Genomic DNA, 26,997 nt, shown 5'->3' with positions numbered 1-26,997 from the left:
CTCCTTTTACTCATCTTAGACGCATACTTTTTCTTCTGTTTTTTCCGAAAACCATGCGAGAGCAGAAGCTTGCTTCACCACTTCACCAATCACAATCATCGCGGGATTGCTGACTTGCTGCTCGGCAGCCGTGTCTACGATTGTGCCAAGCGTACCTGTAACCGTGCGCTGATAAATGGACGTTCCTTGTTCAATAACGGCGACCGGCGTATCTGGGCTTTTCCCCGCGTGTAAAAGCTGACGGCAAATATATGGTAAATTTTTAACGCCCATATAAATCGCAAGCGTATCAACTCCTTTTGCTAAATGCTCCCAGCGAATACTTTCCGGCTTGCCGCTTAAACAGTGTCCCGTAACAACGGCAAATGAACGGCTCAGCTCACGATGCGTGACAGGAATTCCCGCATACGCCGGTGCCGCGATGCCCGCTGTAATACCGGGAACGACTTCAAATGGAATTCCGTGCTGAACGAGCACTTCTGCTTCTTCACCGCCTCTTCCAAAAATAAACGGATCTCCGCCTTTTAACCGCACGACGGTGTTTCCTTTTCTTGCGTAGAATACAAGCAAATCATGAATATCATCTTGAGAAACGCAGTGCTCACCAGGCTTTTTCCCGCAGTAGACGAGTTCTGCTCCTTCTTTTGCATATTGAAGAAGAACAGGGTTCACTAATCGATCATATAAAATAACATCTGCTTTTTCTAAACATTTTGCTGCTTTTATCGTTAGTAAATCTGGATCTCCTGGTCCGGCTCCTACAATGTACACTTTTCCTGGTCTCATTTTTGCTTCGCTCCTTTGAATGTCCCCTTGAATTTTTGTGGCGCGTTGAAAATCAACGCGCCACCCTTACTTATTCTTCAATTAAAAGATACAGCAAATCTCCTTCAACAGACGCTTCGTACGTGTCTACACATCCGCTATCAGGTTCTTGTACGTTGCCGTCATGCAAGCAAATTTTCCAGTCGTGCATCGGACAGAACACCGAGTCACCGCTCACGATTCCTTCACTTAACACGCCGCCTTTATGCGGACAGCGGTTTTCAATTGCCCGTATTTTTCCGCTTGATAGCTTAAACACAGCAATTTCTTTTCCGTTTACTTTCACTGTTTTACCCAGGCTTACCGGAAAATCATGAATAGACCCTACGCATACTTTTGTAATGTTTTTATTCACCATCTTTATTTCCCCCCAGCTTTATGATGTGACAACTGTTTCGAACAGCTCTTTTTTCGTCTTTTTGCTTTCGACGATTTCTTTCCAAGGATCACGGTACGTAGATAACGCTTCGTCCATACGCATATTCAGCTCTCTTCTCGTTTCAGCGTCATCAAGCACTGATTGAATGTGCGAAAGTCCCATGCGCTCAATCCATGCAGACGTACGCTCTAAGTAATTAGCCGTTTCTCGGTAATACTGCAAATAAGCTCCTGTGATGTCCATCACTTCTTCGTCTGTTTTTACTTTATACAACAAATCTCCTCCGCGAAGATGCGTACCTCCATTTCCGCCCACGTAAATTTCCCAGCCGCCGTCAATTCCAATAAAGCCAATATCTTTAATGCCTGACTCAGCACAGCTTCTCGGACAAGCAGATACAGCCATTTTCACTTTATGAGGCGTCCATAGTCCTTCAAATTTTTTCTCAAGCGCAATCCCAACACCCATTGAATCCTGCGTACCAAAACGGCAAAACTGTTCGCCGACGCATGTTTTTACGGTCCGCAGTGACTTGCCGTAAGCATAGCCAGAAGGCATATCTAACTCTTCCCATACGCTAGGCAAATCTTCTTTTTTGACACCAAACAAATCAAGACGCTGTCCACCCGTCACTTTTACTAACGGAATCTCATATTTATCAACGACGTCTGCAATCCGTCGTAAATCTTCTGCGTTTGTGACGCCTCCGTACATGCGAGGAACAACAGAATACGTGCCGTCTTTTTGAATATTTGCGTGCATGCGCTCATTAACAAATCGTGATTCGCGTTCGTCAACATACCCGGTCGGATTCACCATACCTAAATAATAGTTTAGCGCCGGACGGCATTTCGAACAGCCTTCTTCATTATTCCATCCAAGTACATTCATGACTTCACGCGTATGCGAAAGTCCTTTTGCTTTAATTTCTTCTACAACTTCATCTCGTGACAGAGTCGTACAGCCGCAAATCGCTTCTTTTTGAGCCGCCGCGTCAAAGTCAGCACCAAGAGTATGCTGAAGCACTTCCGCCACAAGCGGTTTACATCCTCCGCAAGAACGAGAGGCACTTGTACAAGCTTTGATTTCATCAACCGATGAGCATCCTTGTTTTTGTATAGCTTCTACAATCGTACCTTTTGATACGCCGTTACAGCCGCAAATAATATCATCCGCGCTCATGCTTGCTACTAAGCTTTCACCCGCGTCACCGCCAGATGGCTGTAAAATCGACACTTTCGCGACATCCGATACATCTTCTTGCTTTTGAATCATTGAAAACAGTCGATTTCCGTCGCTGCTGTCTCCAAAAAGAACGGCTCCTACGATTTGATTGCCTCGCAGAACAAGCTTTTTATAAATGCCGTCTTGTTCATCGAACACTTTGATCGCTTTTTTCTCTTCATCTTCCGTGAAGTCTCCTGCTGAAAACACTTCAACCCCTGATACTTTTAGCTGCGTTGATAAAACCGACCCTTCATAAGGAACTTTTTCTGCACCGCAAATCGCTTTTGCTAATGCTTTTCCTTGTTCATACAGAGGTGCCACTAGTCCGTATACCATTCCTCTATGCTCTGCACATTCTCCAACGGCGTAGATGTTTGGGATATCCGTTTGCATATAGTCATTCACGACAATTCCTCGGTTTACGGTAAGTCCCGCTTCTTTTGCAAGCTGGACATTTGGTTTAATTCCAACGGCCATCACCACTAAATCAGCTTCTAAAAAAGTACCGTCTTTAAAAGATAGACCTTCAACTCGTTCATCGCCGACGATTTCCGCCGTTTGTTTTTCCAACAAAAACTTCATGCCTTGTTTTTCTAATTCGTTTTGAAGCAATTTGCCGGCCGTTGGATCGAGCTGACGTTCCATTAAATACGGAGCTAGATGAATCACAGATACGTCCATCCCCAAATTTAACAATCCGCGCGCTGCTTCTAATCCAAGCAGTCCGCCTCCAATAACCGCTGCTTTTTTATACTGCTGAGATGCCTGCAGCATTTCGTCCGTGTCTTTTATATCTCGAAAAGCCGTGACTCCTTTTTTATCAGATCCTGGAATTGGAAGAATAAAAGGAAGAGAGCCCGTTGCTAAAATCAATTCATCATACGATTCTACTCTGCCGTTGTTTGTCGCTACTTCTTTTTTTATCGAATCGATACTAGTAACCGTTTCGCCTGTATATAATGTAATATTGTTTTCTTGATACCAGTTCCAATCGTTTAACGTAATGTCTTCAACATTCGTATCTCCTTGCAGCACTTTTGATAATAAAATACGATTATAGTTCGGATGCGGCTCACTTCCGAAAATCGTAATCTCAAACGCTTCGTTTGAAACCTTCAATACTTCTTCAATCGCTCGAACTCCAGCCATTCCATTTCCAATCAATACGAGTTTCTTTTTTTGCACGTTCCATTCCTCCCCTGGCGTCTATACCTGCTTGTTTCAAAGATATATTTTCTATGCATCTTTAAAGATATACTTAAGATATATGAATTTTCTGAATCGTTCAACTTGTGTGTCAGATTATCTAACACGGTTATGGTATGTATGCGATTCCATTGCTTTAGCAGCAAGCAAAAAAAATAAGTGGTCTAATTATGTTTTAATTTGTATCATCCTCTGCATTTTATTTTGTGATATTTTTCACAACGTTAATGTAACAAGAATACAGAACCTGGGCTATGATAAAAGTCACTCCTATTAAAAATGATCAATGGTTTCATAGTCTTGTTCTAAAGACTCTGGTTAGTATCGTGGCATCTATCTTTTTATCAGCATGTAAATTGATTATTGCGGATATCGCGGGCCAAGGACTTCTGAATGTTTATATGCTAAAAATAAGAAGTTTCGAAAATTCTTTATAAAGAATTTTTTAAACAAAACGTTCTTTATAGTATTTACTATCACTCTTATATTCTTTATAATGAAAATAAAGAACCTTTATAAAGAACAGAACAGAGAATTATCATGCCACTCGTAAACATCAAAAAACTTTGGACTCATTTGGGAATTTTTGGATTTAAGCTTTATAAGTGTAGAGATGCAAAAAGCTACTACTATAAAACAAGGAAAAGTCATAATCTAATAAAATTATAAAAAACAAGCCCTATTTCTTTTGAAATAGGGCTTGTCTTTTCATTTTCCCGTAAACCAATTCACAACATAATCTCCCCACACTTCATTTCCTTTTTTCGTTAAATTGCCGCTGTCTTTATTTATATATTCTCCTAAATGAAACGGCCAAATGAGCGAGTGATTCATATAATACACCCAATTTGCTTCAGAGACTCCCCTAATTGCTTCTACCCCTTCTTCATAGGACTCCGTTTGTGAAATATATGGCTGTGATGGCTGAATCATAAGGGTTTTTTTCAAGTCTTTGAGCTGATGAATTAGCTCGTCTGTATTTTCAAGCGTCTCATCTAGCGTAAGGTGCTGATAATCATTTTTAAGAGGTGCTTCGAAAAGAATAATGTTTGGCTGAAGTTGATCAATTTGATCGGCAATATGTGAGGATAAAAGCTCATCAGTTGTTAGGCTGCCGTATGAAAGTGTTTTAACCGTAAATACATCACTTCCATATGCGGCTGCTAGCTCTTTTTTTAACTGCTGTGGCCACCCTGCTTCCTTTGCGGACGTGGCAAGCACAAGAGTCAGAGGTTTTTTATTTGCAATAGATGACTCAATTTGCTTTGTGATAAAGTCTGGAAGATTTTTTGTATAAGCAGATACATCGGAAAACTGTTTTTCTCTATGTACAACAGCGGACTTCACTTCACTTGCCTGTGCTTCGGTTTGTTCCTGCCAATAATGCATCCCCGCATATATCACCGCCCCACACAAAACAGCCGCCGCCACATTTACCCCAACCGTCGCCTTCATTCAATCTCCCCTTTTACCCCATTTTAAGAACCAAATATATTCTATTATTCAATCTTCACTCTACATTTAATAGGATAACCAAACAAACACGGACACACTCCCTCGAACTTGCCTTCAAAGGTCCACCTGTCCGGATGAGACCAGCCCGCAAGGGAGAGGCTCAGCCGGACAGGTCTAGCAACTCTAGCATAACCGCTCTTTGGTTATGCTAGAGTTGCTACATCGATATAAACATATTATAGATTAGTAGGATTGGGGATGGGGGACCTTTCGTACGTAAAATCTCTACAAATACACGTATACTTCGCATATTTTCTAGCGAAACGTGAAGTTTCCGGGGAAATTACGTCACGTTTCTTAAAAAGAAAACATAATGTACGTTCATTCGCGCGTGTGATCTTCCCCTTGTACAGTAGAGATACCGGCGGAATACAGCAAAAACGCGTTTTTGAAAAAGGAATGCTAGATGCAAAAAGACTCGTTCGATCAAATCGCTTCATCTTTTCATCCATTAATTGTGTCGATGATTAAAAAACTTCATATTTACAAAGACTACGACGAATATTATCAAATTGCTTTGATTGGTTTATGGAGAGCGTATCAAAAATTTGATGAAAGCAAAGGCTCTTTTTCCGCTTATGCCTACACAACGGTGCGCGGTACCATCCTTTCTCATTTAAAAGGCACCATTTTATACGAAGAACGCGAAACACCAGCTGAGCAGAACCTGCTTTCACTAAACGAAGATCCCGCTCTTCCCGTCCCGCTAGAAGCTGAAATCATCAAGCAGCATATCGAACATTTAACAGGAAGAGAAAAAATCTATGTAATCGAACATTTGCTAGAAGGCTACTCTTATAAAGATATTGCCTACAAATACCATGTCTCCACAGGAGCCGTTAAAAACTGGGGAAAAGCAGCTCGCAAAAAGCTAAAAGCCTCGCTTCTCCAAGAGTAAGGAAAGGAGGAAGCTTATGATAAGCTTCCTCCTTCAGTACATATGTGTAGTCCCGTACAACCGATTGTTCATATGTAGGACAAGTTCGTTTGATAAATCGAATGCATTATGCAAAGACAAGCGAACTTTCTAAACAATAATTGCGAATAACAGCCGCTCTGGCTAACTTTTTTTCTAAACTATAATAAGAAAGTTTCACTGGGATGAACGTTCCGTCTTTGAAGTGAATCAGCATGGAGGTTGGATCAACTGAAGCAAGCGTATGTGAAGTATGAACATGAGAAGCAAAAATCCAAGCGCAGCTATAGTCGTTTGGCGAAGATGTCGGAAATGCAATGATGGCTTGTGAACGATTAATAACAAGCGGCGTAAGCTGTTTGTACGGAAACATTTTTCGAACGGCAGCAATGGAGCCGTTAAACGTACTTAATTCTCGAATACACGCTTCTTCTAATAATTGCTTACATGTGTCTTGCTTAGCATGTATTCTCCTGCTTCATCTAGCACCTTCGTTCGGTGAATAGGATCATTCACTGGAATCAATGCTTTTGTCGTCAAACCAATTTGATAATTTTCATTATTTATCATACATCTACCCCCTTTTGCTACTTTATAACTATTCTATACTATCGAAACGGGGAAAATCTAGTCTTTTTTTCTCATTATTTGAAATATTTTGAATATATTTGTATCCAAAGAAAAAAGCGCTGAAACCAGCGCTTTTTCTCTTAGATGAAAATGTCTAAAATAAGAACCATCGCAAACGCCGCAAATGATAGAATGGTTTCCATCACTGTCCACGTTTTTAACGTTTGGGCAACTGACATGTTGAAGAATTCTTTGATTAACCAGAATCCAGAATCATTTACGTGCGATAACATAACAGAACCTGCGCCTGTTGCTAGTACTAGCAATTCTGGGCTTACGTTTGGCATTGTTGCTGCAATAGGTGCTACAATACCTGCCGCTGTTGTCATTGCCACTGTTGCTGAACCAACTGCTGCACGAATCAAGCCTGCAATCACAAACGCTAAAACAATTGGAGAAAGATGTGCATCTTGAGCAAATCCTGCGATGGCGTCACCTACACCGCTTGCTGTTAAAATTTTATTAAAACCGCCGCCTGCTCCGATGATTAAAATGATAGAAGCAACGGGTCCAAGACATTCATTTGTGAATTTTAATAAATCATCTTTATTGTATCCTCTTGCAAAGCCGAACGAATAAAAAGCAAACACTAACGAAATTAACAGCGCAACGATTGGACTTCCGATAAAGTTTGTGACGTAGCGAATACTGCTTGTTTCTGGATAAACAAAGCCGGTAATCGTTGCTAAAAGCATTAATAGTACTGGAAGTAAAATCGTAAATAGCGTAATCCCGAAACGAGGAAGATCTTTATGCTTCGACTCTGTGAACTGCTCCATAATTTCACCCGTTGGCTCTACAAGAACACGACGTGAAATGAACGAGCCGTAAATGGGACCTGCCACGGCTGCAGCTGGAAACGCAACAATTAATGAATACAAAATCGTTTTACCTAAATCTGCTTTAAAGATATCTACCGCTAGCATCGCTGCCGGATGCGGAGGTACTAAACTGTGAACAACGGCTAAGCCGGCAATTAACGATAAACCAATTTTAATAAGTGACGTGCCCGTATGTTTGGCAATGACAAACACAAGCGGAATTAATAACACAACACCTACTTGGAAAAAGACTGGAATACCGCAAATAACGGCGACAATCATCATTGCCCAGTGTACATTCTTTTCACCGAACGCTTTGATTAACGTGCGGGCAATACGCTCGGCTCCGCCTGACTCTGCCATCATTTTACCTAACATCGTTCCAAGACCAAGAACAATCGCGATAAACCCTAATACGCTTGCTACTCCTTCTTGGAAAGCTGTTACGATATCAGGCAGCTTCATACCTGAAATAAGGCCCATAAACAAAGCCGCGACAATCAGCGCTACGAATGGATTTGTTTTAAATTTGGCAATTAAAAAGATTAGTCCGACAATCGATACAATTGCATACAGCAAAAGACTTGCTTCATGACTTAATCCGAATACTGAATTCATATGTTCATCCCCTTAGTGTGACCATTTTTCACGTACGTACATCCAAATAATGTATACGCTTTCTTTTTTTTCTAAAGTGAACGCACATCGCACGTTCACTTCTTACTATTTACTTAGTAATTCAACCGTTTCTCGAAGCGTTGTTTTGGCTCCAACGTTCCCAGGAAAAATAATGTACGCAATGCCTGGAAACTTGCTTTCCTCTCCCGTTACCCATACCGGAATGCCTGGCTTGATTTGTCCAGCAACTGTCGCACGCTTTACAGATAAGCCGTTTACGCCAATATCACTTGACGTAATGCCGCCTTTTGCGACGATAAAGTTTGGACGAACGTTTAAGCGGCGAACAATGCTTGTAACCGCATCTGAAATTTTTACAGATAATTTAAGCTCTTCTTCTTTTTTTCCTTCCCCAAGATCTAAGCGTTCGCGTCTTGTATACACAGCTACCGTTTGCCCTTGTAAAATAAGCTTCTCTGCTTCATTGATAATACGATTCACTTCTTCTTCAAACTTTTCAGGTTCCAAGACAAGATGACAGTCAAATTCAATAAATTCAATGAAACTGCATTTCTTTAATTCTTCCAGCTGCTCTGTTGTTTTTTTAACGTGCGAACCAACCATAATTAATCCGCCATTTGACGACTTCTCTTTAATGAGCTCTTCTTTTGTTAACAGATCTTTATCGTTCACGCCGCTCATCACTTTTGTTAGAGCTGCAGCACTTCGATACATAAAGTGCTTCCCAAGCTTCATAGCGCGAAGAAGCGCAATCGTCACAACTTTCACGTCTACATAATCCACTGCGTTCACAACCACTTTGTTAAAGTCTTTCACTTCCATTAACTGATTTGTAATCGTCACTAAATCAAGTGTACGAATGCTTTGCAGCGTAATATACGTCGTATGACTTGCTTTGAATTTCCCTTCTGATTTTTCTTCCACCCACTCGCCTAAATGAGATTTACTGTAGCCAAACGTACGGTCTTTTGCAAATTCCGTTTCTCCTGCCGGCACTAAGTAGTCTTCATCTTGCACGTAGTGAATGTTATCAATCGTAAATCGTCCGCCTTCTTTAAAGAAAGGAAAAATCACTTCGCCGTCAAGCACTTGATTGGAGTGCTGTTCAACGGTTTTCTTTAACACTTCTGTTTCTAACGGGTAGTGACCGCGAAGAGTCGAATCACCTCTGCTGATAATTAAAAACTCTTTATTCAGTTTACCTGCTACTTCTGTAATAGCAGCAGCAATGTCTTCATGTGCTTTTTCCGTTTCAGAAGCGGTGAATCCGCGTGAATTTGTTAAGATAAAAAACATTGGATTTTCTTCTAAAAATCCTTGCTTGATGCTGTCTTTGCTCCAGTCTGTATATACGGAAATACCGTTGACCGTTTGAACACCCGTTGGATCATCATCTAACACAATAATTTTTTGATTGAACGTCAGAAGCTCTTCATCAAGCATTTTTTGTACAAGTGCTTCATCGACCGCTGGAATGTCTTTAAACACATCGCTTACAAGACGTTTTTCCTGTTGTTTAATCATGCTTCCACCTTCTTTTTCACTTCAACGTTTGCTAATTTTTCATAGTACTGTACAATTCCGCCGTGATCATCGCTTGCTTTTCCGTCTACTTTTAACGCGTGGAAAATTTCGACAAGCTGACTTGAAAGCGGAAGCGGTACACCAATGTCATGAGCCGTTTCCATCACGTTTGTCATATCTTTTAAGTTAATATCAATGCGTCCGCCTGCTACAAAATTGCGATCTAAAATAAGCGGCACTTTTGCATCTAATACAGCGCTTCCTGCTAATCCGCCGCGAATAGCTTGATACATTTTTTCAACGTCAATGCCCGCTTTGGCTGCTAATACAAGCGCTTCAGACATCGCTGCAATATTTAAGTTTACAATTACTTGGTTTGCAAGCTTAGCCGTTACGCCGCTTCCATTGTCTCCAACAAGCGTTACTTCCGTTCCCATTACATGAAGAATTGGTGAAACGCTTTCAAAGATACGTTCATTTCCTCCCACCATAATTGCAAGCGTGCCGTCAATTGCTTTTGGCTCTCCTCCGCTAACAGGAGCATCTAGCATGTGAATTCCTTTTTGTGCAAGTTCAGCCGCAATTTCTTTTGATGCTACCGGTGAAATCGAACTCATATCGATGATAACGCTTCCTTCTTTTGCGCTATGAATTAACCCTTCTTCTCCAAGCACCACGCTTTTTACATGATGTGAAGCCGGAAGCATCGTGATCATCACGTCGCTATTCACTGCAACTTCAGCAAGGCTTTCTGCTCCAAATCCTCCTGCTGCTTTCACTTCTTCCACTGCTGCTTTATTAATATCGTAAACCGTTACCTCAAAACCTGCTTTTAGTAAATTGAGTGTCATCGGTTTTCCCATAATTCCAAGTCCAATAAATCCAACGCGTTTTGTCATTTTCGTTTCCTCCCCTTGTTGTATACGTTTTCAAATACATTTAAAAAAATAATGTATACGATGAAATATTTTTTGTATACATTTCTGATAATTTTGTATACACTCATCATATTCGCATTCTATTTATTTGTCTAGACTTTTTTTAAATGAAATTTATTTCCAAAAGCGAAACTTTCCGTCCCAACTACTCACAAGTTATAGTATGATTTGGGTATACGCGTACAAAATGATAAAAAATAAAGAGAGAAAGAGACGAGATTCCTCGTGTCAAATGCTAGAGGTGAAGCAGAGTATGTTAAGAAATCAAGGTTCTCGTTCGTCTCATCACCCTTCTTATGAGATGATTCGAGATAAAATTTTAAACGGTGAACTTGAAGGCGGTACAAAAATCGTCGAAGAAAAATTAGCGAGCGAGCTTGGATTCAGCCGAACGCCGATTCGTGATTCCATCAGACGCTTAGAATATGAAGGACTGATTGTTCGAAAAAAAGTGGTGTCGCCTACGGAAAAAGACTTACGCAACTTGTTTGAAGTGCGAATGCTGCTAGAAGGCTCGGCTTCTAAGGCTGCCGCAACTTTTTTATCTGACAAAGAATTAGAAGAATTAAAAGAATGCGTAGACATCGGAAGGAACGGTTCTTTTGAAGAAATTATGAGCGCGAATGAACGTTTTCATGCCATTATTGTGAACGCAAGCAACAATGATGTGATGGTGAATATCATCGACCGCATGCAGTCCATCATTTACTTATTCCGTCATACCGTGGTGTTTTACAACCGTCCATTTTTAATTGACGAACATGAAGACATTTATAACGCCATTAAAGAACGCAATGCCGAAAAAGCCGAAGCGTTAATGCAAGAACATCTTCAAAAAGACTTAGAGTTTTGCCTGCATTTGCTTCAGCGAAGACAATAAAAAAGCTGCCAACCGGCAGCTTTTTTTATACGTAAATCTTTTCTTTTACAGAAATGTCAGCTAATTGTCCGCTGCTGTTTTTGAACACCACGTGTTTTTTTGAAAACTTCGTCGGGGAATCAATACCGGCTGCTGCTGCTAAATTAAACAATCCTTCACGAAGCGACAGCACGTAGTTGCACACACGGTACGATTTTTCTTCAATAATAAGCGCTTTTTGCAGCTTTGGAGCTGTTGTGGCTACACCGACTGGGCACCTATTGTTGTGACAAACCTCCGCTTGAATACAGCCAACAGAAAACATAAAGCCTCTGGCAATATTGACGCAGTCAGCACCTAACGATAAAGCAGTCGCAATTTTATCAGCCGTTAACAGCTTGCCGGATGCAAACAGTTTTACTTCATCACGAACGCCATACTTTCTAAGCAGTTCATCCACAAAAGGCAATCCTGAAAATAGCGGTACGCCCGCTCCGTCCGCTAATTCTTGAAACGATGCGCCTGTTCCTCCTTCTGCTCCGTCGATGGTAATAAAGTCAGGACCACTTCCCGTCTCTTTCATATAGGCCGCCATTTCTTCAAGGTCATTTGTGTTTCCAACAACCATTTTAATGCCTACGGGCTTGCCGCCCACATCTCGAAGTTTTTCAATAAACTGAAACATTTCAGGATACGACGCGAACTCTTTAAAACGGTTTGGACTGTCTACAGATTCTCCTGGCTTCAAGTTGCGGATCTCGGCGATTTCTTCCGTTACTTTTGAACCGTCCACGTGACCGCCTCGCGTTTTAGCTCCTTGCGCCAGCTTAATTTCAAACGCTTTAATTTGTTCCATTTCACTTTTCTTTTTAAATTCTTCCCATGAAAATTCGCCTTCTTTTGTCCGAACGCCAAAAAGTCCTGGACCAATTTGAAAAATAATGTCGACGTTTCCTTTTAAATGATACGGTGACAGTCCGCCTTCTCCCGTGTTCATCCACGTGCCGCCTGCTCGTCCTAATCCTAGTGATAAAGCGGTAATCGCATGGTCACCAAGCGCTCCAAAGCTCATGCCGGATTGACCGATTAATCCTTTTACAACAAACGGCTCTTTGCATGAAGGCCCTATGACGATCGCATCTTCATCCCGCAAATAAAACGGATCCGCTTTTTTTTCTTCTCGGTGCTCTCTTCGGCTGAATAAGTTATCCGCGTCCATTTTATATACTTTTGTTTTGATTTTTTGTTTATTATCCACTTTCATTTCGTCGCGCTGCTTTGGAAACACCGCATTTCGAATATAATAGCCCGGTTCGTTAAAATCACGCTCTGAACCGAATCCCATCATTCGGTTCAAGTATTTACCTGACTTAACGGTTTGTTCATATTGATTTCTAGAAAACGGCTTGTCTTCGTTATTATTTAAAAATAAATACTGACGCAGTTCAGGCCCCATTTTCTCAAAAATATAGCGCATTTTCCCGAGCAGCGGATAATTTCTAAGCACCGAATGCTCTTCTTGTTTTTCATCTTTCATCCAAAGAATAATAGCAATGATAATTGGTACTAAAATAACAAGCATCATTACCGCGCCAAAAATAAGTAAAATGATTTCAAACACTCCCATGATATCCCTCCTAAAAAGACTCCCCTGTAAGGAGAGTCACTGATTAAAGCATTCTGCTTAGTCCTTTACGAAGCGGCGGCATTTCGAGCTCATGTTCTTTGAAGAACTTTTTCATCATATGCTTCGAATAATTGGCCGCTTGTCCGAATGAAATTTTGCCTGGAAGCGGCGGTTCATCTGCTACGACCACATCAATCACAACAGGGACATTCGCAAGCGCTGCTTTTTCAAAAGCTGTTTCTAGCTCTTCGTATTTTTCAACTCGGTAACCAATTCCTCCGCACGATTCAGCGAACTTCGCAAAGTTCATTTCACCAAGCTGCGTTTGATAATCCAAGTGACCTTGAAGCGCTTGTTCATATTTAATCATCCCGATTTCACTGTTGTTCAGCACCACTACAACGATCGGCAGCTTATACTTCACAGCCGTTACAAAATCTTGCATCACCATCGTAAAGCCTCCGTCACCGCATACGGCTACCGATTGTTTTTCAGGATGGGCAAGCTTTCCTGCAATCGCAGCCGGAAGTCCGCAGCCCATCGTTGCCAGCCAGCTGGAAACTACAAATTTTTGATTCGTCATGCGGAAATGTCTCGCCATCCATACCGTAACGTTCCCGACATCAACAGATACAATTGCATCATCATCAACTATTTTTTGAAGCTTCGGAATTACTTGCTGCGGCTTGATTGGCGTACTCACTTCATTTTCTTCTTTTTCTACGTGTTTCCACCAGTTTTCCATATTGACTTGACATTCTTCTAAAAAACGGCGGTTTTCTTGATAATCTAAATTATGCGTAAGCTGTGACAGCGTCGTTTTAGAGTCACCGACTAATCCGATTGATACAGGATAGCGTCTGCCAATTTGTGTGGCATCTGAGTCCAGTTGTATTGCTTCGGCTCCATCCGGTAAAAACTCACGGTATGGATACGAAGTCCCAACCATAATTAACAAATCGGTTTCTTCCATCGCTTCATAAGACGGCTTCGTCCCAAGCTGTCCGAGCTGCCCAAGATTATAAGGATGATGATCAGGCAGTATTCCTTTAGCGGGAAGCGTAAAAATAACCGGCGCCGCAATTTTCTCCGCAAACTGTGCTAACTCAAGCTTCGCGTGCTTTGCACCTGTTCCCGCTAAAATAACCGGTTTTTTTGCGTATTTAATCGCTAGAAGCGCTTTAGCTATATCTTCGGGATCACTATGAGAAATTGATTTTGATACATTGGCAACTGGCGTTTTTGAGTCAATTTTAATCGTTGAAGACGGAATATCATCTGGAATAACTAATACCGCGACACCTTTTTTTGCATAAGCCGTTCGAATCGCTTGCTGCAGCAGATGCGGAAACGATTCAGGCGAGTCTACTCGGTGATTAAACACCGACACATCATCAAAAACACGTTCTAAGTTCACTTCTTGAAACGATTCATTGCCAAGCTTCTCACGTGGCACCTGTCCAGCTAGCACTAACACTGGTGCACCGTCTGCTTTCGCATCATACAAACCGTTTAACAAATGAATCGCACCCGGCCCCCCAATTGACAGACACACGCCGATTTTGCCCGTGATTTTAGCATAAGAAGATGCCGCAAGTGCGCCTACTTCCTCGTGACGGACTTGAATAAATTCAATTTCGTCTTTTTCACTGCGCAAGTTGTCCATAAAATGATTGATTGAATCTCCGGGCATACCGAAAATATGATCGATATTCCATTCTTTTAACACAGACATGGCTGCTTTTCCAGCTGTAGTTTTCATCATATTTAATCTTCCTTTCTTTAACTTCCTTTCTATCCCATACCACAATGAGGGAAAGATAAAACAAGGCGCTTTACCATTTTTATGGTAAAGCGCCTTGTCTTCAGCCGAATAATTTAAATAAACTAAATTTTTTCATCGGCTCAGGCTCCAATTGATGAACCGGACGACCGTCAATAATAGCCTCTGCATTTTCAATAAAAAAATAAAGTTCTGAAGCACCATACATATCGGAAATGTAATCATACGCTTTTGAAAGTGAATAGTCGTGGTAATTTCGAGCATGAACGCCAGAGGCAATCACGTGGGCTAAGCGGTATTTAATAAATGTCCATGCCGCTTTCTTTTCTTTTTTTCCATTTAAACCGAGAATACTAGCGGCGCTTAGCTGAACGAGTACACCTTTTTTCACCAGCTCATACAAACGCTCAGGGTGATCTCGGAAAATCGGATGACATTCTGGTGAACGAAGAATAGGCACAATGCCTTTTGCTTGAAGATCATACAGTATGTTTTCAAAATAAGGTGGGACATCAAACTCAGGCAGTGAAAGAAACAAATATTTATCGGTGTGATTAAGCGTGAGAAGCTGATTTCGCTCATAGTTTCGCAGAAGCTGAGGCGATAAAGGGACAAGTTGACCTGGTAATACTTGAAGAGGAATATATGAATTTGTGAGCCATTCATTAGCTGCATTTACATAGAGAAATAAATGGTGTTTCATAAACTCTTGATCGCTATCATAAAGCGGAGTGGCGACCACGGACTGAACGCCTTGATCCGCTAACGAACGTGCCATCTTCAAAAAGCCGTCTACTTCCTCAGGTCCGCTATCGATATTAGGCAATATGTACGTATGAATATCAATCACTTTATTCCCCTCCTGCGTTTTGTATAGCTCTATTCTACGACGATTCGGCATTATACACTATGTATTCTTCTCGACATTTACCACCACAAACCCCAGAAAACCGCGCACTTTCCTGTCCTCTACTTAACTAACAATATTTTACTATCACTCTCTGTGAAAACGCAAACATAATTTGTAAAATAACGCCAAATAATGATGAAAAAAGAAGGGTCTAAAATAGGTCTTTGTATGCAAATACCCCGATTAACCGAATGTTAACCAGGGTACATAGGGAAATATTAAAAGATTCCTAGGAATTTTGTTTTTTTGATGCGGTCAGGCGGTAAAGTTTGAATGCCTTGACCATTAAATGTAGCTTCTGCGTTTTGCATCAGCAGCTGAGATGTCTCAGCTCCTTTTTCTTTTGTGATTACATCATAAGCTTGACGCAGTGAATGCTGCTTGTAGTTATCCAAGCTTGCACCAGAAGCAATCACATGGGCAAGGTTACGTTCAATAAACTGCATCGCAGCTTTTTTAGCTTGCTTGCCGTTTTTACCAATAATACTATCTGAAGATAATTGTACAATAGCTCCTTTTTTAACAAATTTATACAATGCGTTTTTATGTTCTAAAAAGTATGGGTGACATTCAGGTTCGCTAATAATCGGAACAATTTTATTTAGCTGAATTTCATATACCAGCTGTTTAAGATAATCCGCTTCTTCCTGTTTAGGAATGGTTAACACGATATATTTTTCATTTGAAGCAAGCATAGCATCACGGCGTTGATAAGATTCTGCAAACGTACGGTTCGCCACCACTTCCGTTCCTTCAACAATCGTAAGAGGGATATTATTATCTTTTAATGTTTGGTTTGCTTCTTTAACATAAAGAGAAAGAGAAGTATTCGTTTCTTTATCATTTAAAGTCGTCGCTACTGCTTTTATGCCTTGACTAACTAGATGTTTAGCAGCATCTACAAACTGCTGCTTGCTGTTTGCTGTTCTGGGTAACATATGGGTGTAAATATCTATCACAAAATCTTCTCCTTGTTTTTTACACAGTAATTTGGAAATTCTAATATTATGTTCCTCATTTTAGCATACTTTTTTTACCGGAATAATAACCTTTAGAACCATAACAAAAAGCCCATCCGATACGAACAGGCTTTAAAACAAACTAAAATATACCTAGTATTTTTCCTTTTTTTACTCGTTCTGGCTGTTCTTTAAAGATGGCTTTTCCTTCTGCTACATAGTCAGCATTCCCCATAAACTTATAAAGAGCTTGTGTACCGAGCTGTTTAGATACGATCTCGTATGCGTTAGGCAATGTATAACTTTCGTATGTATCAGCACTTACCCCTGATGCAATAACGTGAGCCAGTCCGTTGTTAATAAACGAAAAAGCGGCTTTTTTCTCTTTGCGGCCATTTTTACCGATTAAGCTGCCTGCGGACAGCTGAACAATAGCTCCTTTTTTCACAAGTTCATAAAGCTGATCAGGATTTTCTAGAAATACCGATTGTCGTTCCGGCTCACTAATAATTGGGACAACACCTTTTAATTGAAGCTGATAAAGAATTTGTTCAGTAGAGCTAAATGTGTATTGGTTTGGAATCTGTAAAAGCACATATTTCGTAGAGCGGTTAACCGTGATGAGTGTATTTTGTTCAAACGCTGTAACAAGACGATCATGAATGATTGCCTTTTGTCCAGGAAGAATGGTAAGAGGAATAAATGAATGCTGCAAGCGCTCATTCGCTGCGTCTACATGCATTTGAATCGTAAGTTGTTCGGTGTCTCGATTATCATATACCGGAGCCGCTACTACAGACGTTACACCTTGATCAACCAGGGATTTTGCCATGGCTAAAAAAGCAGTCGTATCGCGCGGCCCTTTGTCTACATTAGGCAAGATATTCGTATATAAATCTATCACAGCACATTTCCTCCTTTACTTAATAACGATAATTATATCTAATCTTAATACTGTTTTTGGCAATTTTCAATAAATTAATAGGTTTTCTTACAAAATTTTTACATAGAATAAGAAGTCCTACAGACTATATTAAAAGCAGCTTCATCTCAATAAAAAAACCTGTCAAACGACAGGTTTAAGATGCTGTAAAATATTCTTCTAAGTAGCTGCTCCACGCTTTGTTGCCTTTAGCAGTTGGAACGCGCTGCTTCTCTACTAGATAATCTAGGATTTTCTCTGACTTATAATCAGGCCATGCACTCCAATGATTGACATACTCATAGCCATTCTTCTTCGCAAACTTGCCTAAAGCTTCTGCTTCTTTTGGATAGTTGGTCGCATTATAAATTGGCTGAGACGGCTGTAAAATCGTTACAAGATCTTTGTCAGCCTCTGTAATATGAGACATGATCACATCTAAGTTATCCAGCGTGTTTGTAATCCCTACTACACCATTATCATTTAATAAAAAAGGCTCAAATAACAGTACATCGGGCTTTTCTTTGATAATATCTTTATAATCTTGATTACGAACAAAATCAAGCGTGGTTTCGTCTTTGTATTCGAGTACGCTCGTTTCTACAAGCGAACCATATGTATGATTTAATGTTTGCTTTAACGTTTCAGGCCATGCCTTCGAATCAGTAGCTGTTGCTTGTGAACCTACAATTAATAACTTTATCGGCTTTCCTGATGCTTCTGCTTTTTTTAACTTCTCTTTCACGGATTTTGGAAGATTCTCTGCATAGTCTTCCCAATTTCCACTAGCCGCTTTACTAGCACTGCTACTTGACTTGCTTGTACTAGAAGCTTCTGCAGACATTTGATGATCCCAATACATTTTACCTGCGACGATAGTAATGATTAGCACAACAGCCGCAAAAATATTCACAAATACTTTCATAAATTAACTCCCTTATTTGTTTACTTGTCTTTCCATTATAATATATTTTTTACTGTTTTTTTATAAAAAATGATTAAAAATGACATTTTTTTGATAAGATAGTAGAATAGTTGTGTATTTTGTCACATGATGAAAGACATGATCTTTTTATCTAAAAAATTGTAAAGGACGATAAAAAAATGGAAACAGAATACGAAGTACAGCGCAGGAGAAAAAAGCGCAAGTCAAAAAAGAAAAAAGGGTTTAAAATTGCATTAGCTATTATACTTCTTCTTATTTTAGGGGTTGGGATTTACGGATATTCCGTATACAGTTCAGTGGCAAATGCCTTTAATAAAACACATGAACCTCTGAGTCGAGCAAAGTCTGAGAAACGTAATACAGGAGTCAGCTTTGAAAAGCAAGATCCAATCTCTTTCTTACTACTAGGAGTAGATGAACGTAAAGGTGATCGCGGACGTTCAGATTCTTTAATTGTTTTAACTGTAAATCCTAAAGATAAATCTATGAAAATGGTAAGTATTCCACGTGATACGCGTACTGAAATTGTGGGTAAAGGTACAAAAGATAAAATCAACCACGCCTATGCATTTGGCGGAGTTGATATGTCGATTAAAACAGTTGAAAACTTTCTAGATATCCCAATTGACTATTATGTTCAAGTAAATATGGAAAGTTTTAAAGATATTGTAGATGCTGTTGGAGGTGTTACAGTTAACAGCCCTCTTTCATTTAAGCAAGATGGATTCTCTTTTTCAAAAGGTCAAATTTCGTTAAATGGTGAAGAAGCATTAGCTTATTCTCGTATGCGTCATGAAGATCCAAGAGGAGACTTTGGACGTCAAGAACGTCAGCGTCAAATTATTCAAGCAGTTATTGATGAAGGGGCTAGTGTTAAATCATTAACAAATTACGGAACTATTCTTGATGCTATAGGTAATAACGTAAAAACAAATTTAACATTTGACCAGATGAAAGATATTCAAGCCAACTATAAGGAAGCTCGAAGCAACTTAGAACAAATTCAAATTGGTGGTAGTGGTGAAAAATTAAATGGTATTTACTATTATGAAGTACCAGAATCAGAGCGTACAAAAGTATCAAATACGTTAAAGGAACATTTAAACCTAAAATAAAAATAAGCCCTCTAGCATAGCTAGAGGGCTTATTTTGTACAAAAAGAATTGATCTTATACACCGTAATAATAGTAGTAATCGCTACCTTCTTCCATCTTACGATTATTTAACACAGCTCCCAATAATTTGGCATTAGCTTTAAGCAAAAGCTCTTTTGCTTTTAAAGCTGCTTCTTTATCTGTTTTTCCGCTGCTGACTACAAGAATCGAGCCATCTACTTGATTCGCTAAAATCTGTGCATCCGCTACGGCAAGTACAGGTGGTGTATCAAATATAACCATATCAAACTGTTCTTTCATTTCTTTTAAAAGTTCAGTCATATTATTTGATGCAAGCAGCTCTGCCGGGTTAGGCGGAATAGGACCGCTTGTAAGCAGAAATAATTCTGGTACTTCCGTTCCTTGAACAGCTTGTCCTAACGTAGACTGTTTCGTTAATACATTCGTTAAGCCAACATGATTCTCTAAACGAAACGTATAGTGAGCAGTCGGCTTACGGAGATCTGCATCAATTAACAGCACGCGAAGCCCCTGCTGAGCGTAAACGGTTGCCAAGTTTGAAGCCGTTGTTGACTTTCCTTCCCCAGGGCCTGTTGACGTTAAAACGATAGATTTAATTTCTTGGTCAGCCCCCGAGAACTGGATGTTCGTACGAATCGTACGGTACTGCTCAGCTACAGGATCTTTTGGACTATTATGAGCTAATAAACGACGCTTTAACGTAAGTAATTTATCATTCTTAGGATCTTTTCGTTTACGAGCCATATGTTTCACCTCTTTGCGGAGCACGAGTATTTAACGGTGCTCTTACTGCTACATTTGTTGGCTTTGGTACTTCTTTAATATTTGTAATCGCACCTATCACTGGAACTTCAAGAATACTTTCAATATCTTGTTCTGTTTTAATGGTGTTATCTAGATATTCTAGTAACACTGCTAGTCCAATACCCACTATTAAACCTACTACAATAGCTATAGCAATGTTTAACAATGGTTGGGGCTTAACTGGGGAAACATTTGCCTTTACTTCTGCTTTTGATAATATACTTACATTATCAATTTTCATAATTTTCGAAACTTGAGTTTGGAATACTTCTGCTGTTTTGTTAGCAATTTGAGCTGCTATGTATGGAGACTCATCCTCTACAGTAATTTCTACCACTTGAGAATCTTTAGCACTACTAACAGTAATTTGATCATTTAATTCATCCACTGTGCGATTTAAATTTAACTCTTCCTTCACTTTATCTAAGATAGCTGGACTTTTAATAATTACGTTATACGTATTTATTAATTGAATGTTTGTTTGTACTTCAGTTCCCGTATATAATTGCTGATCAGACTTTGCTTGATTAACAAGAATTTGCGTTTTAGACTGATAAATTGGTGTTAAAATAAAAAAGCTAACTACCGCGCTTATAATAGCAGCAATTATCATGATTAACCCAATAAGCCAAAGACGCTTTTTCAACGTCTGAAACAATTCCTTTAAACTAATTGTTTCCTCCATGATGACCTCCGAATATTTTATGAGATTAAAACAATGCAATTTCTATTATAATTGACATAGATATATTTATCTATATAGTTTTTACAATATTATTAAATATTTACATATATTTAATTTGACATTCTTATTATGTAATAGTAAAAATGTCCGGAATCTCTCTATATTTAATTTTCTTAAATATACTTCTAAATGCTACCTTAAAGGCTTGACGTAAACTCTTTATGCTAAGATATAGGCTATAAACTTCAAATATATTCAGCGTAAATTTTCTAGTATTGATTGTTAATAAACAAATCTTAGAAACTTATAATAATATTATATTCAATCTATTATATAGTAATTAAATTTATATAATTTACACTTTATGATTAATTGTCTTGTTGATGAGAAGTACAACTTGCAATATTAAAAAGATAACACTAGAAAACAATACGCTCAAGACAAACCCTCCTAACCCCCAATAAATAGATCCAAATATTGTAATTAAAAAGAAGGTTATAGCGTAAATTAAATTTAAATGTAACTGCCACTTTACATTATTAAATCTTAAATTATAAGGTTGCAAAACCGCAGATAAGACGTTTAAAATAGCTATTCCAGCAGTTATCCAAATTATGTTTAGTGCTTCTTCTGAAAGAACAGGATACAATGACCTAAAAAAGAAGGGACTAATAAAAATTATCAGAAAATAAGAGAATATACTAATAACGATGATGCTTAAAAATCCTTTTAAAAATCCTTTTATATTCAATTTTTCTTTTCTAATTAAATAACTAAGGATAACCGAATTAATAGGATTGACTCCCATCAATATTATTTTACCTATGATACTTGAAGTGTAATATACACTAACACTTTTAGGTCCTAGTAAGATTAATATTACAAATTTATCAGCATAGTTAATAGAATTTCGCAAGAGTGATGAACTCAATAATATCAGTGTATCTTTAGTAGTTCTAAAATAATACTTTGTTCTTTTGAATGAATCTTTGTTTAAATTAGCTTTATAAATCAAATACATAACTGAAAAAAACATTCCTATAATGTATATTAACTCCCAAAAATGAAAATAGAAATACATTAATATCCCCAATAAATAACCTATACATATAAAGAAAGAGTTTACTAAAATACCTTTAAAATTTAGTGATAATCTAAAGATAACGACGAGGTATTCTTTGGATAGAGATAAAATTGTAAGTATGTTTAAAAAGATTAAAGTTGTCCAAGAAAAACTATTAAAAAATGAAAAATAAACGATAGAAATAATAACTCCACCTAAGAAAATCCCTAATATCCAATTAAAATTAAAATCTCCGATAAGCTGATTATCTGTATATTTTTTGTTATTCAATAAATTTATATTGTTTAACACATTACCAATTGGAAAGCTTATTAAAGTAAATAGACTTATTAAAGATAGGATTTGCCCAAAAGTTTCTACGCCTTCTATATTTGATATTATTGGGAGGCAAACAAACTGTAGAATTAAAATAGGTAACGCAGTTGCAATTAAATTTAAAAAAACATCCTGAATAACTTTTTTACTCATTTAAATTCACAATCTTTCTATCATTTGAAAAAATAATTGCTATAGAAATTAAAAACAATGTATCAACAATGAAGTTTGTACCTGTTAAAGATCTCACAATAAAAGAGCAGGTTAGTAAACATAAAATGTAAGATAAACTATTATTGAATCCCGTTTTTTTAATTTTCTCAATGAATTTAAATATAAAAATTATTATGAATAAACTTCCAAAAATAAAACCAAATACTAAAAATATTTCCAGAAAAAAGTTATGAGAGTGATAAAATGCACCGTGTGTTAAATGTCTAATAACACTAAACCCTGACGGGAAGTAGCCGTTTGTACTCAAGTAATTTACTGCTGTTTCATAAACATCTTCTCTACCTGCATAATATACATTGTCACTTCCATTTTGGATTTGATCATAGAATAAAAGAAGATTTCTAGACCTTATTCCTCTATTTAATAGCAAATAAATCAACCATCTAATAATAGCTTCTAAATTTATTAATACAAAAATAGCACTTATTAGAGACAACCCTAAGAAAAAATAACGTTTTATTTTATTTCGTTCTACTACAATTATTGCAGCAACTACAATTACACTTATCGATGCTACTAATATCATCCTTGAACCAAATATTAGCCCTACTGTAAAGTTAATTATTATTAAAAAAAATGGTATTATTTTTTGCTTACTAATATTTTTAAAGAAAAACATGGATTGAATTATAATATTTAAGTGTGTAACAGTTCCCAATTCTAAGTATGTAATATTATCATTTACATATAAAAAGTAGTAACTAGGTAAAAAAATTGTAAAAATAATAGATGCTTTATACCAAAAAATAGTAATCTTATCATAATTTATGTTTCGAAGAGAGAATAAATAAAAAGGAATAAAGAGTGTTAATAGAAAAACAATAGAATCTCCTATAACATAATTTTTATAATCAACTGCTAATATATTAATTCCTAAAAGTACTGCTATTGAAATTAATACATATAAAAAACCTTTAGAAAAATTCATATTATTTAATATAAGAGTAATTACAATTAATCCTCCATATAAAGCATACCTTATAAGCGTACTGTCAAACATATAAATTAAAAGCGAGAATGAACTAAGATAAATATATAGTACTAATATTAATGAATTTATTTTGGTAATGTTCAATGGAAATTCACCTATTATCTTTTATATCGTAATATAGATTTTTAATGTTGAGTGATATAGTTTTCCAGTTAAATTTATCAACATTAATAAAACAATTCTTAGATATTTTTTTATAATTTTTGATTATTAATTGTATCGCTTTTACAATATCTTCTTCAGAGTTATATACTACAGAATACCCTACTGTACCATTTTCAAATTGATTATCAAAACCCTGATTCTTTGAATATATTACTGGTACACTTTGACTCATAGCTTCTGCATAAACTAATCCAAATGACTCGTTCTTTGAGGGCATTATAAATATATGATGTTCTCTTAAAATTCTCATTAGTTCCTTCTTATCTTTTCGTCCTAAAAAATTAATATATTTGTGTTTTTTTATTTCTTGCATTATAGATTTGTCCTTTATGCTCCCTATTATTGTATAGCTAACATCCATTCCTCTTTCTCTTAAACGCTTTATTGCATTTATACTTGTTATAACATTCTTATTTTTACTTATTTCACCTATATAAATTAGCTTCAATTCCTTATCTACGGGTGACTTGTCAATGTAATACTTATTTTCTAACCAAAATTTGTCGATTCCATTAGGAAGAATTATGCTTTTTATTTTTAATTGATGTTTAAAAGTTTTTTCTTTGACATATTTATCAATCAATTGTTCCTTATAAGAAGCAGATAAGAAAATCACTTTATCTGCTTCTCTTAATATTTTCAGACCTATTTTCCGAAGGTTAATTCGGTATTTAAAAAAATAATTTAAATCGGTATTCCTTACTGTAACTACATAAGGAATACCGTATTTTTCTTTTAAATATAATGCTGCAAATCCATCAGTAAATAATGTGTGAGCGTGAGTAACATCATAGTCTTTAAAAGAATACTTCTCATTTATAGCAGCAATAATTTTTTTTTGTTTTTTTAAATAAAAAAACCTATCGCCTTTACTAAATATTTTATCGCATAATACTTCATTCTCTGAAGTAGTGCGAAAGTTTCCATTCCCATTATAAGGCATGTAAATAGTATTATTTACTCCATGATTCTTTAACTCGTTAATCAACAAATCATGCAACGTTGTATACAGATAGTTCGAATTTAAATGAAAAACTCTCACACTTCTCACCTTTTCTTCTCTAACTCATTAACTATATTAATAGCTTCATCAATATCATAATCATACCAATTTGTATTTTTAATTTTATCTATTTCTTCTTGAGAAAACCTAAATTTAATAACCTTCGCAGGGGCCCCTACACAAATTGCATATTCAGGAATATTCTTAGTTACTACTGAATTCGCTCCGATTACAGCGCCCGTTCCAACTGTAACGCCTTGCTTGATAACTACATTAGCTCCACACCAAACATCGTTACCTATAACAGCAGGAGACGTATTTAATGAATAATTTATAACCTTTTTACTTATTTTTTGATAAGTAGTTACAAAGTGAAGACTATGTTCTCCCTGTCCTATTTTAACACTTGGAGCAATAGAACAATAATTCCCTATAGATGCGTTATTAACCATGGAATAAGGGCCAAAATAATTATAGCTACCTATTTTAGCATCTTCAGATATAAATACACCTTTAGTAAACCTATTCTTTTTTCCCACCTGTCCAAAGACACTTTTTCTGTATATAATAAGTCTCAAAACACGTAAGCATGCTTTTTTGAATAATTTTTTCACAATTAATCACCTATTAGAGTCTCCAGTATCTAAAATTACATTCTTTCAGACTTTCTTTATCTAACATGCTTTTAACATCAATAACTATATTTGCACTATTATCTTTAGAATTGAAATATCTTCCTAATTCAGGTATAGAAATTTCTTTGAATTCATCATGGGCTACTGCAAAAACGATACAATCAGCATTTTCAACATCATTTAGATTTGTTAATGATATTTGATATTCCTTTCTTGCTTCTTCATTATCTGCATACGGATCGACTACTACAGGATCAATATCGTACTCTTTCAAATTTTCAATGATGTCTACTACCTTAGAATTCCTAATATCTGGACAATTCTCTTTAAATGTTAGACCTAAAATAACAACTTTTGCATCTTTAACAAGTTTATTGGCTTTAACTAACTGTTTAATAATATTATCAGCCACAAATTTACCCATGCCATCATTTATTTTTCTACCTGACAAAATTATTTGACTGTGATAACCAAGTTGTTCTGCTTGGTAAATGAAATAGTAAGGATCTACACCAATACAATGTCCACCTACAAGTCCGGGATAAAAATTTAATGCATTCCATTTTGTCCCCATAGCTTCTATTACATCTTTTGTATCGATATCCATTTTATCAAAAACCATAGCAAGTTCATTCATAAAAGCAATATTTATATCTCTTTGACTATTTTCAACTACTTTAGCTGCTTCAGCCACCTTTATTGAACTGGCTTTATGCACTCCAGCTTCTATTACTAATTCATATACTTTGGCAATTTCTTCTAAGCTCTCTTCATCTTGGCCAGAAACAATTTTAATAATATTTTCAAGTTTATGCACCTTATCCCCAGGGTTAATTCTCTCTGGAGAATATCCTACTTTAAAATCCTGTCCACATTTTAAACCGGACATTTTCTCAAGTATTGGAACACAAACATCTTCAGTTACTCCAGGAAATACAGTAGATTCAAATACAACAATTGACCCTTTAACTAAGTTTCTTCCAATAATTTCACTAGCTCCTTCAATAGGAGTTAAATTCGGAGTCTTATCAGAGTTGATAGGAGTAGGAACTGCTACAATATGAAACTTAGCATTTTTTAATTCTGACTCATCAAACGTGAATTTCATTGTCGTTTTGCTTATCTCTTCGTCACCTACTTCTAATGTAGGATCAATACCAGATTGATATTGTTCAACCTTCTTTTGATTTAAATCAAATCCAATAACCTCTGCTTTCCTAGCAAATGCTATAGCAATTGGCATACCCACATAACCTAAACCAATCACAGCAATTTTAGATTTCTTCTCTTTAATTTCTGTGTATAAATTTATTGCATTT

The 26,997-nt window shown here is 37.2% G+C and carries 25 protein-coding genes; 3 read left to right on the top strand and 22 right to left on the bottom strand.

Translation table 11 applies throughout. The features are described from left to right. Window positions 1–15 precede the first annotated feature (15 nt). The 4 genes from cobA to M3225_RS15155 all read right to left on the bottom strand — a co-directional run bounded on the left by cobA (window position 16) and on the right by M3225_RS15155 (window position 5,092). Window positions 16–786, bottom strand: coding sequence for a uroporphyrinogen-III C-methyltransferase (cobA, locus tag M3225_RS15170; protein WP_251395055.1), 771 nt, complete (start codon window positions 784–786; stop codon window positions 16–18). Window positions 787–856: 70 nt separating this feature from the next. Then, entirely contained in the window at window positions 857–1,183 is a 327-nt protein-coding gene (nirD, locus tag M3225_RS15165; RefSeq protein WP_013055862.1) for a nitrite reductase small subunit NirD, read from the bottom strand. 18 nt (window positions 1,184–1,201) lie between these two features. Continuing rightward, a complete protein-coding gene (gene nirB / locus M3225_RS15160; RefSeq protein WP_251395053.1) occupies window positions 1,202–3,616 on the bottom strand; it encodes a nitrite reductase large subunit NirB in 2,415 nt (804 codons plus the stop codon). Between the two features lie 729 nt (window positions 3,617–4,345). Continuing rightward, on the bottom strand, window positions 4,346–5,092 hold the full coding sequence (locus M3225_RS15155) for an SGNH/GDSL hydrolase family protein (RefSeq protein ID WP_251395051.1): 747 nt from the start codon (window positions 5,090–5,092) through the stop codon (window positions 4,346–4,348). Window positions 5,093–5,558: 466 nt separating this feature from the next. On the opposite strand from M3225_RS15155, the gene M3225_RS15150 reads away from it, so the two are divergent. Then, a complete protein-coding gene (locus M3225_RS15150; RefSeq protein WP_251395049.1) occupies window positions 5,559–6,050 on the top strand; it encodes a sigma-70 family RNA polymerase sigma factor in 492 nt (163 codons plus the stop codon). Between the two features lie 106 nt (window positions 6,051–6,156). On the opposite strand, the gene M3225_RS15145 is transcribed toward M3225_RS15150, so the two are convergent. From M3225_RS15145 to garR, 5 genes are all read right to left on the bottom strand, one after another. Next, window positions 6,157–6,489, bottom strand: coding sequence for a competence protein ComK (locus tag M3225_RS15145; protein ID WP_308215754.1), 333 nt, complete (start codon window positions 6,487–6,489; stop codon window positions 6,157–6,159). A gap of 11 nt (window positions 6,490–6,500) precedes the next feature. After that, window positions 6,501–6,638: a hypothetical protein gene (locus M3225_RS15140; protein ID WP_251395047.1), complete on the bottom strand. Its 138-nt coding sequence runs from the start codon at window positions 6,636–6,638 to the stop codon at window positions 6,501–6,503. 140 nt (window positions 6,639–6,778) lie between these two features. Beyond that, window positions 6,779–8,137 (bottom strand): GntT/GntP/DsdX family permease, encoded by a 1,359-nt coding sequence (locus tag M3225_RS15135; protein WP_251395045.1) that lies wholly within the window; start codon window positions 8,135–8,137, stop codon window positions 6,779–6,781. 105 nt (window positions 8,138–8,242) lie between these two features. Beyond that, window positions 8,243–9,682, bottom strand: coding sequence for a four-carbon acid sugar kinase family protein (locus M3225_RS15130; RefSeq protein ID WP_251395043.1), 1,440 nt, complete (start codon window positions 9,680–9,682; stop codon window positions 8,243–8,245). Next, window positions 9,679–10,581 carry a 2-hydroxy-3-oxopropionate reductase gene (gene garR / locus M3225_RS15125; protein ID WP_251395041.1) on the bottom strand — a complete coding sequence of 301 codons (903 nt, stop codon included), beginning with the start codon at window positions 10,579–10,581 and terminating at the stop codon, window positions 9,679–9,681. Before garR ends, M3225_RS15130 begins: the two co-directional genes overlap by 4 nt. Window positions 10,582–10,873: 292 nt before the next feature. Here garR and M3225_RS15120 point away from each other — a divergent pair, with 292 nt between their 5' ends. Further along, window positions 10,874–11,500: a GntR family transcriptional regulator gene (locus tag M3225_RS15120; protein WP_251395038.1), complete on the top strand. Its 627-nt coding sequence runs from the start codon at window positions 10,874–10,876 to the stop codon at window positions 11,498–11,500. Window positions 11,501–11,525: 25 nt separating this feature from the next. Here the strand turns inward: M3225_RS15120 and M3225_RS15115 are convergent, their stop codons facing one another. The 6 genes from M3225_RS15115 to M3225_RS15090 all read right to left on the bottom strand — a co-directional run bounded on the left by M3225_RS15115 (window position 11,526) and on the right by M3225_RS15090 (window position 18,605). Further along, a complete protein-coding gene (locus tag M3225_RS15115) occupies window positions 11,526–13,106 on the bottom strand; it encodes an FMN-binding glutamate synthase family protein (RefSeq protein WP_251395036.1) in 1,581 nt (526 codons plus the stop codon). 43 nt (window positions 13,107–13,149) lie between these two features. Beyond that, window positions 13,150–14,871: a pyruvate oxidase gene (locus M3225_RS15110; RefSeq protein ID WP_251395034.1), complete on the bottom strand. Its 1,722-nt coding sequence runs from the start codon at window positions 14,869–14,871 to the stop codon at window positions 13,150–13,152. A gap of 100 nt (window positions 14,872–14,971) precedes the next feature. Continuing rightward, the gene (locus tag M3225_RS15105; RefSeq protein ID WP_116074356.1) at window positions 14,972–15,739 is read right to left on the bottom strand and encodes a tyrosine-protein phosphatase; all 768 of its coding nucleotides are present in this window, start codon (window positions 15,737–15,739) and stop codon (window positions 14,972–14,974) included. A gap of 278 nt (window positions 15,740–16,017) precedes the next feature. After that, window positions 16,018–16,758 carry a CpsB/CapC family capsule biosynthesis tyrosine phosphatase gene (locus M3225_RS15100; protein ID WP_251395032.1) on the bottom strand — a complete coding sequence of 247 codons (741 nt, stop codon included), beginning with the start codon at window positions 16,756–16,758 and terminating at the stop codon, window positions 16,018–16,020. Between the two features lie 142 nt (window positions 16,759–16,900). Beyond that, complete coding sequence (locus M3225_RS15095) at window positions 16,901–17,662, bottom strand: tyrosine-protein phosphatase (protein WP_251395030.1); 762 nt, start codon at window positions 17,660–17,662, stop codon at window positions 16,901–16,903. A gap of 175 nt (window positions 17,663–17,837) precedes the next feature. After that, window positions 17,838–18,605, bottom strand: coding sequence for an SGNH/GDSL hydrolase family protein (locus tag M3225_RS15090; protein WP_251395028.1), 768 nt, complete (start codon window positions 18,603–18,605; stop codon window positions 17,838–17,840). 179 nt (window positions 18,606–18,784) lie between these two features. On the opposite strand from M3225_RS15090, the gene tagU reads away from it, so the two are divergent. Further along, window positions 18,785–19,741, top strand: coding sequence for a polyisoprenyl-teichoic acid--peptidoglycan teichoic acid transferase TagU (gene tagU, locus M3225_RS15085; protein WP_251395026.1), 957 nt, complete (start codon window positions 18,785–18,787; stop codon window positions 19,739–19,741). A gap of 54 nt (window positions 19,742–19,795) precedes the next feature. Here tagU and M3225_RS15080 read toward each other — a convergent pair whose 3' ends face one another. From M3225_RS15080 to M3225_RS15050, 7 genes are all read right to left on the bottom strand, one after another. After that, a complete protein-coding gene (locus tag M3225_RS15080; protein ID WP_251395024.1) occupies window positions 19,796–20,506 on the bottom strand; it encodes a CpsD/CapB family tyrosine-protein kinase in 711 nt (236 codons plus the stop codon). After that, the gene (locus tag M3225_RS15075) at window positions 20,496–21,251 is read right to left on the bottom strand and encodes a YveK family protein (protein WP_251395022.1); all 756 of its coding nucleotides are present in this window, start codon (window positions 21,249–21,251) and stop codon (window positions 20,496–20,498) included. Before M3225_RS15075 ends, M3225_RS15080 begins: the two co-directional genes overlap by 11 nt. A gap of 355 nt (window positions 21,252–21,606) precedes the next feature. Then, the gene (locus tag M3225_RS15070) at window positions 21,607–22,803 is read right to left on the bottom strand and encodes a lipopolysaccharide biosynthesis protein (protein WP_251395020.1); all 1,197 of its coding nucleotides are present in this window, start codon (window positions 22,801–22,803) and stop codon (window positions 21,607–21,609) included. After that, window positions 22,796–23,959, bottom strand: coding sequence for a hypothetical protein (locus M3225_RS15065; RefSeq protein ID WP_251395018.1), 1,164 nt, complete (start codon window positions 23,957–23,959; stop codon window positions 22,796–22,798). Before M3225_RS15065 ends, M3225_RS15070 begins: the two co-directional genes overlap by 8 nt. A gap of 7 nt (window positions 23,960–23,966) precedes the next feature. Continuing rightward, the gene (locus tag M3225_RS15060) at window positions 23,967–25,082 is read right to left on the bottom strand and encodes a glycosyltransferase family 4 protein (RefSeq protein ID WP_251395016.1); all 1,116 of its coding nucleotides are present in this window, start codon (window positions 25,080–25,082) and stop codon (window positions 23,967–23,969) included. A gap of 5 nt (window positions 25,083–25,087) precedes the next feature. Next, a complete protein-coding gene (locus tag M3225_RS29610) occupies window positions 25,088–25,657 on the bottom strand; it encodes a CatB-related O-acetyltransferase (RefSeq protein WP_308215743.1) in 570 nt (189 codons plus the stop codon). A gap of 13 nt (window positions 25,658–25,670) precedes the next feature. Continuing rightward, entirely contained in the window at window positions 25,671–26,990 is a 1,320-nt protein-coding gene (locus M3225_RS15050; protein WP_251396093.1) for a nucleotide sugar dehydrogenase, read from the bottom strand. Window positions 26,991–26,997 lie beyond the last annotated feature (7 nt).

The organism is Priestia aryabhattai, assembly GCF_023715685.1.
Taxonomy (GTDB): domain Bacteria; phylum Bacillota; class Bacilli; order Bacillales; family Bacillaceae_H; genus Priestia; species Priestia aryabhattai_B.
This window is presented reverse-complemented; position numbering and strand designations above follow the sequence as displayed.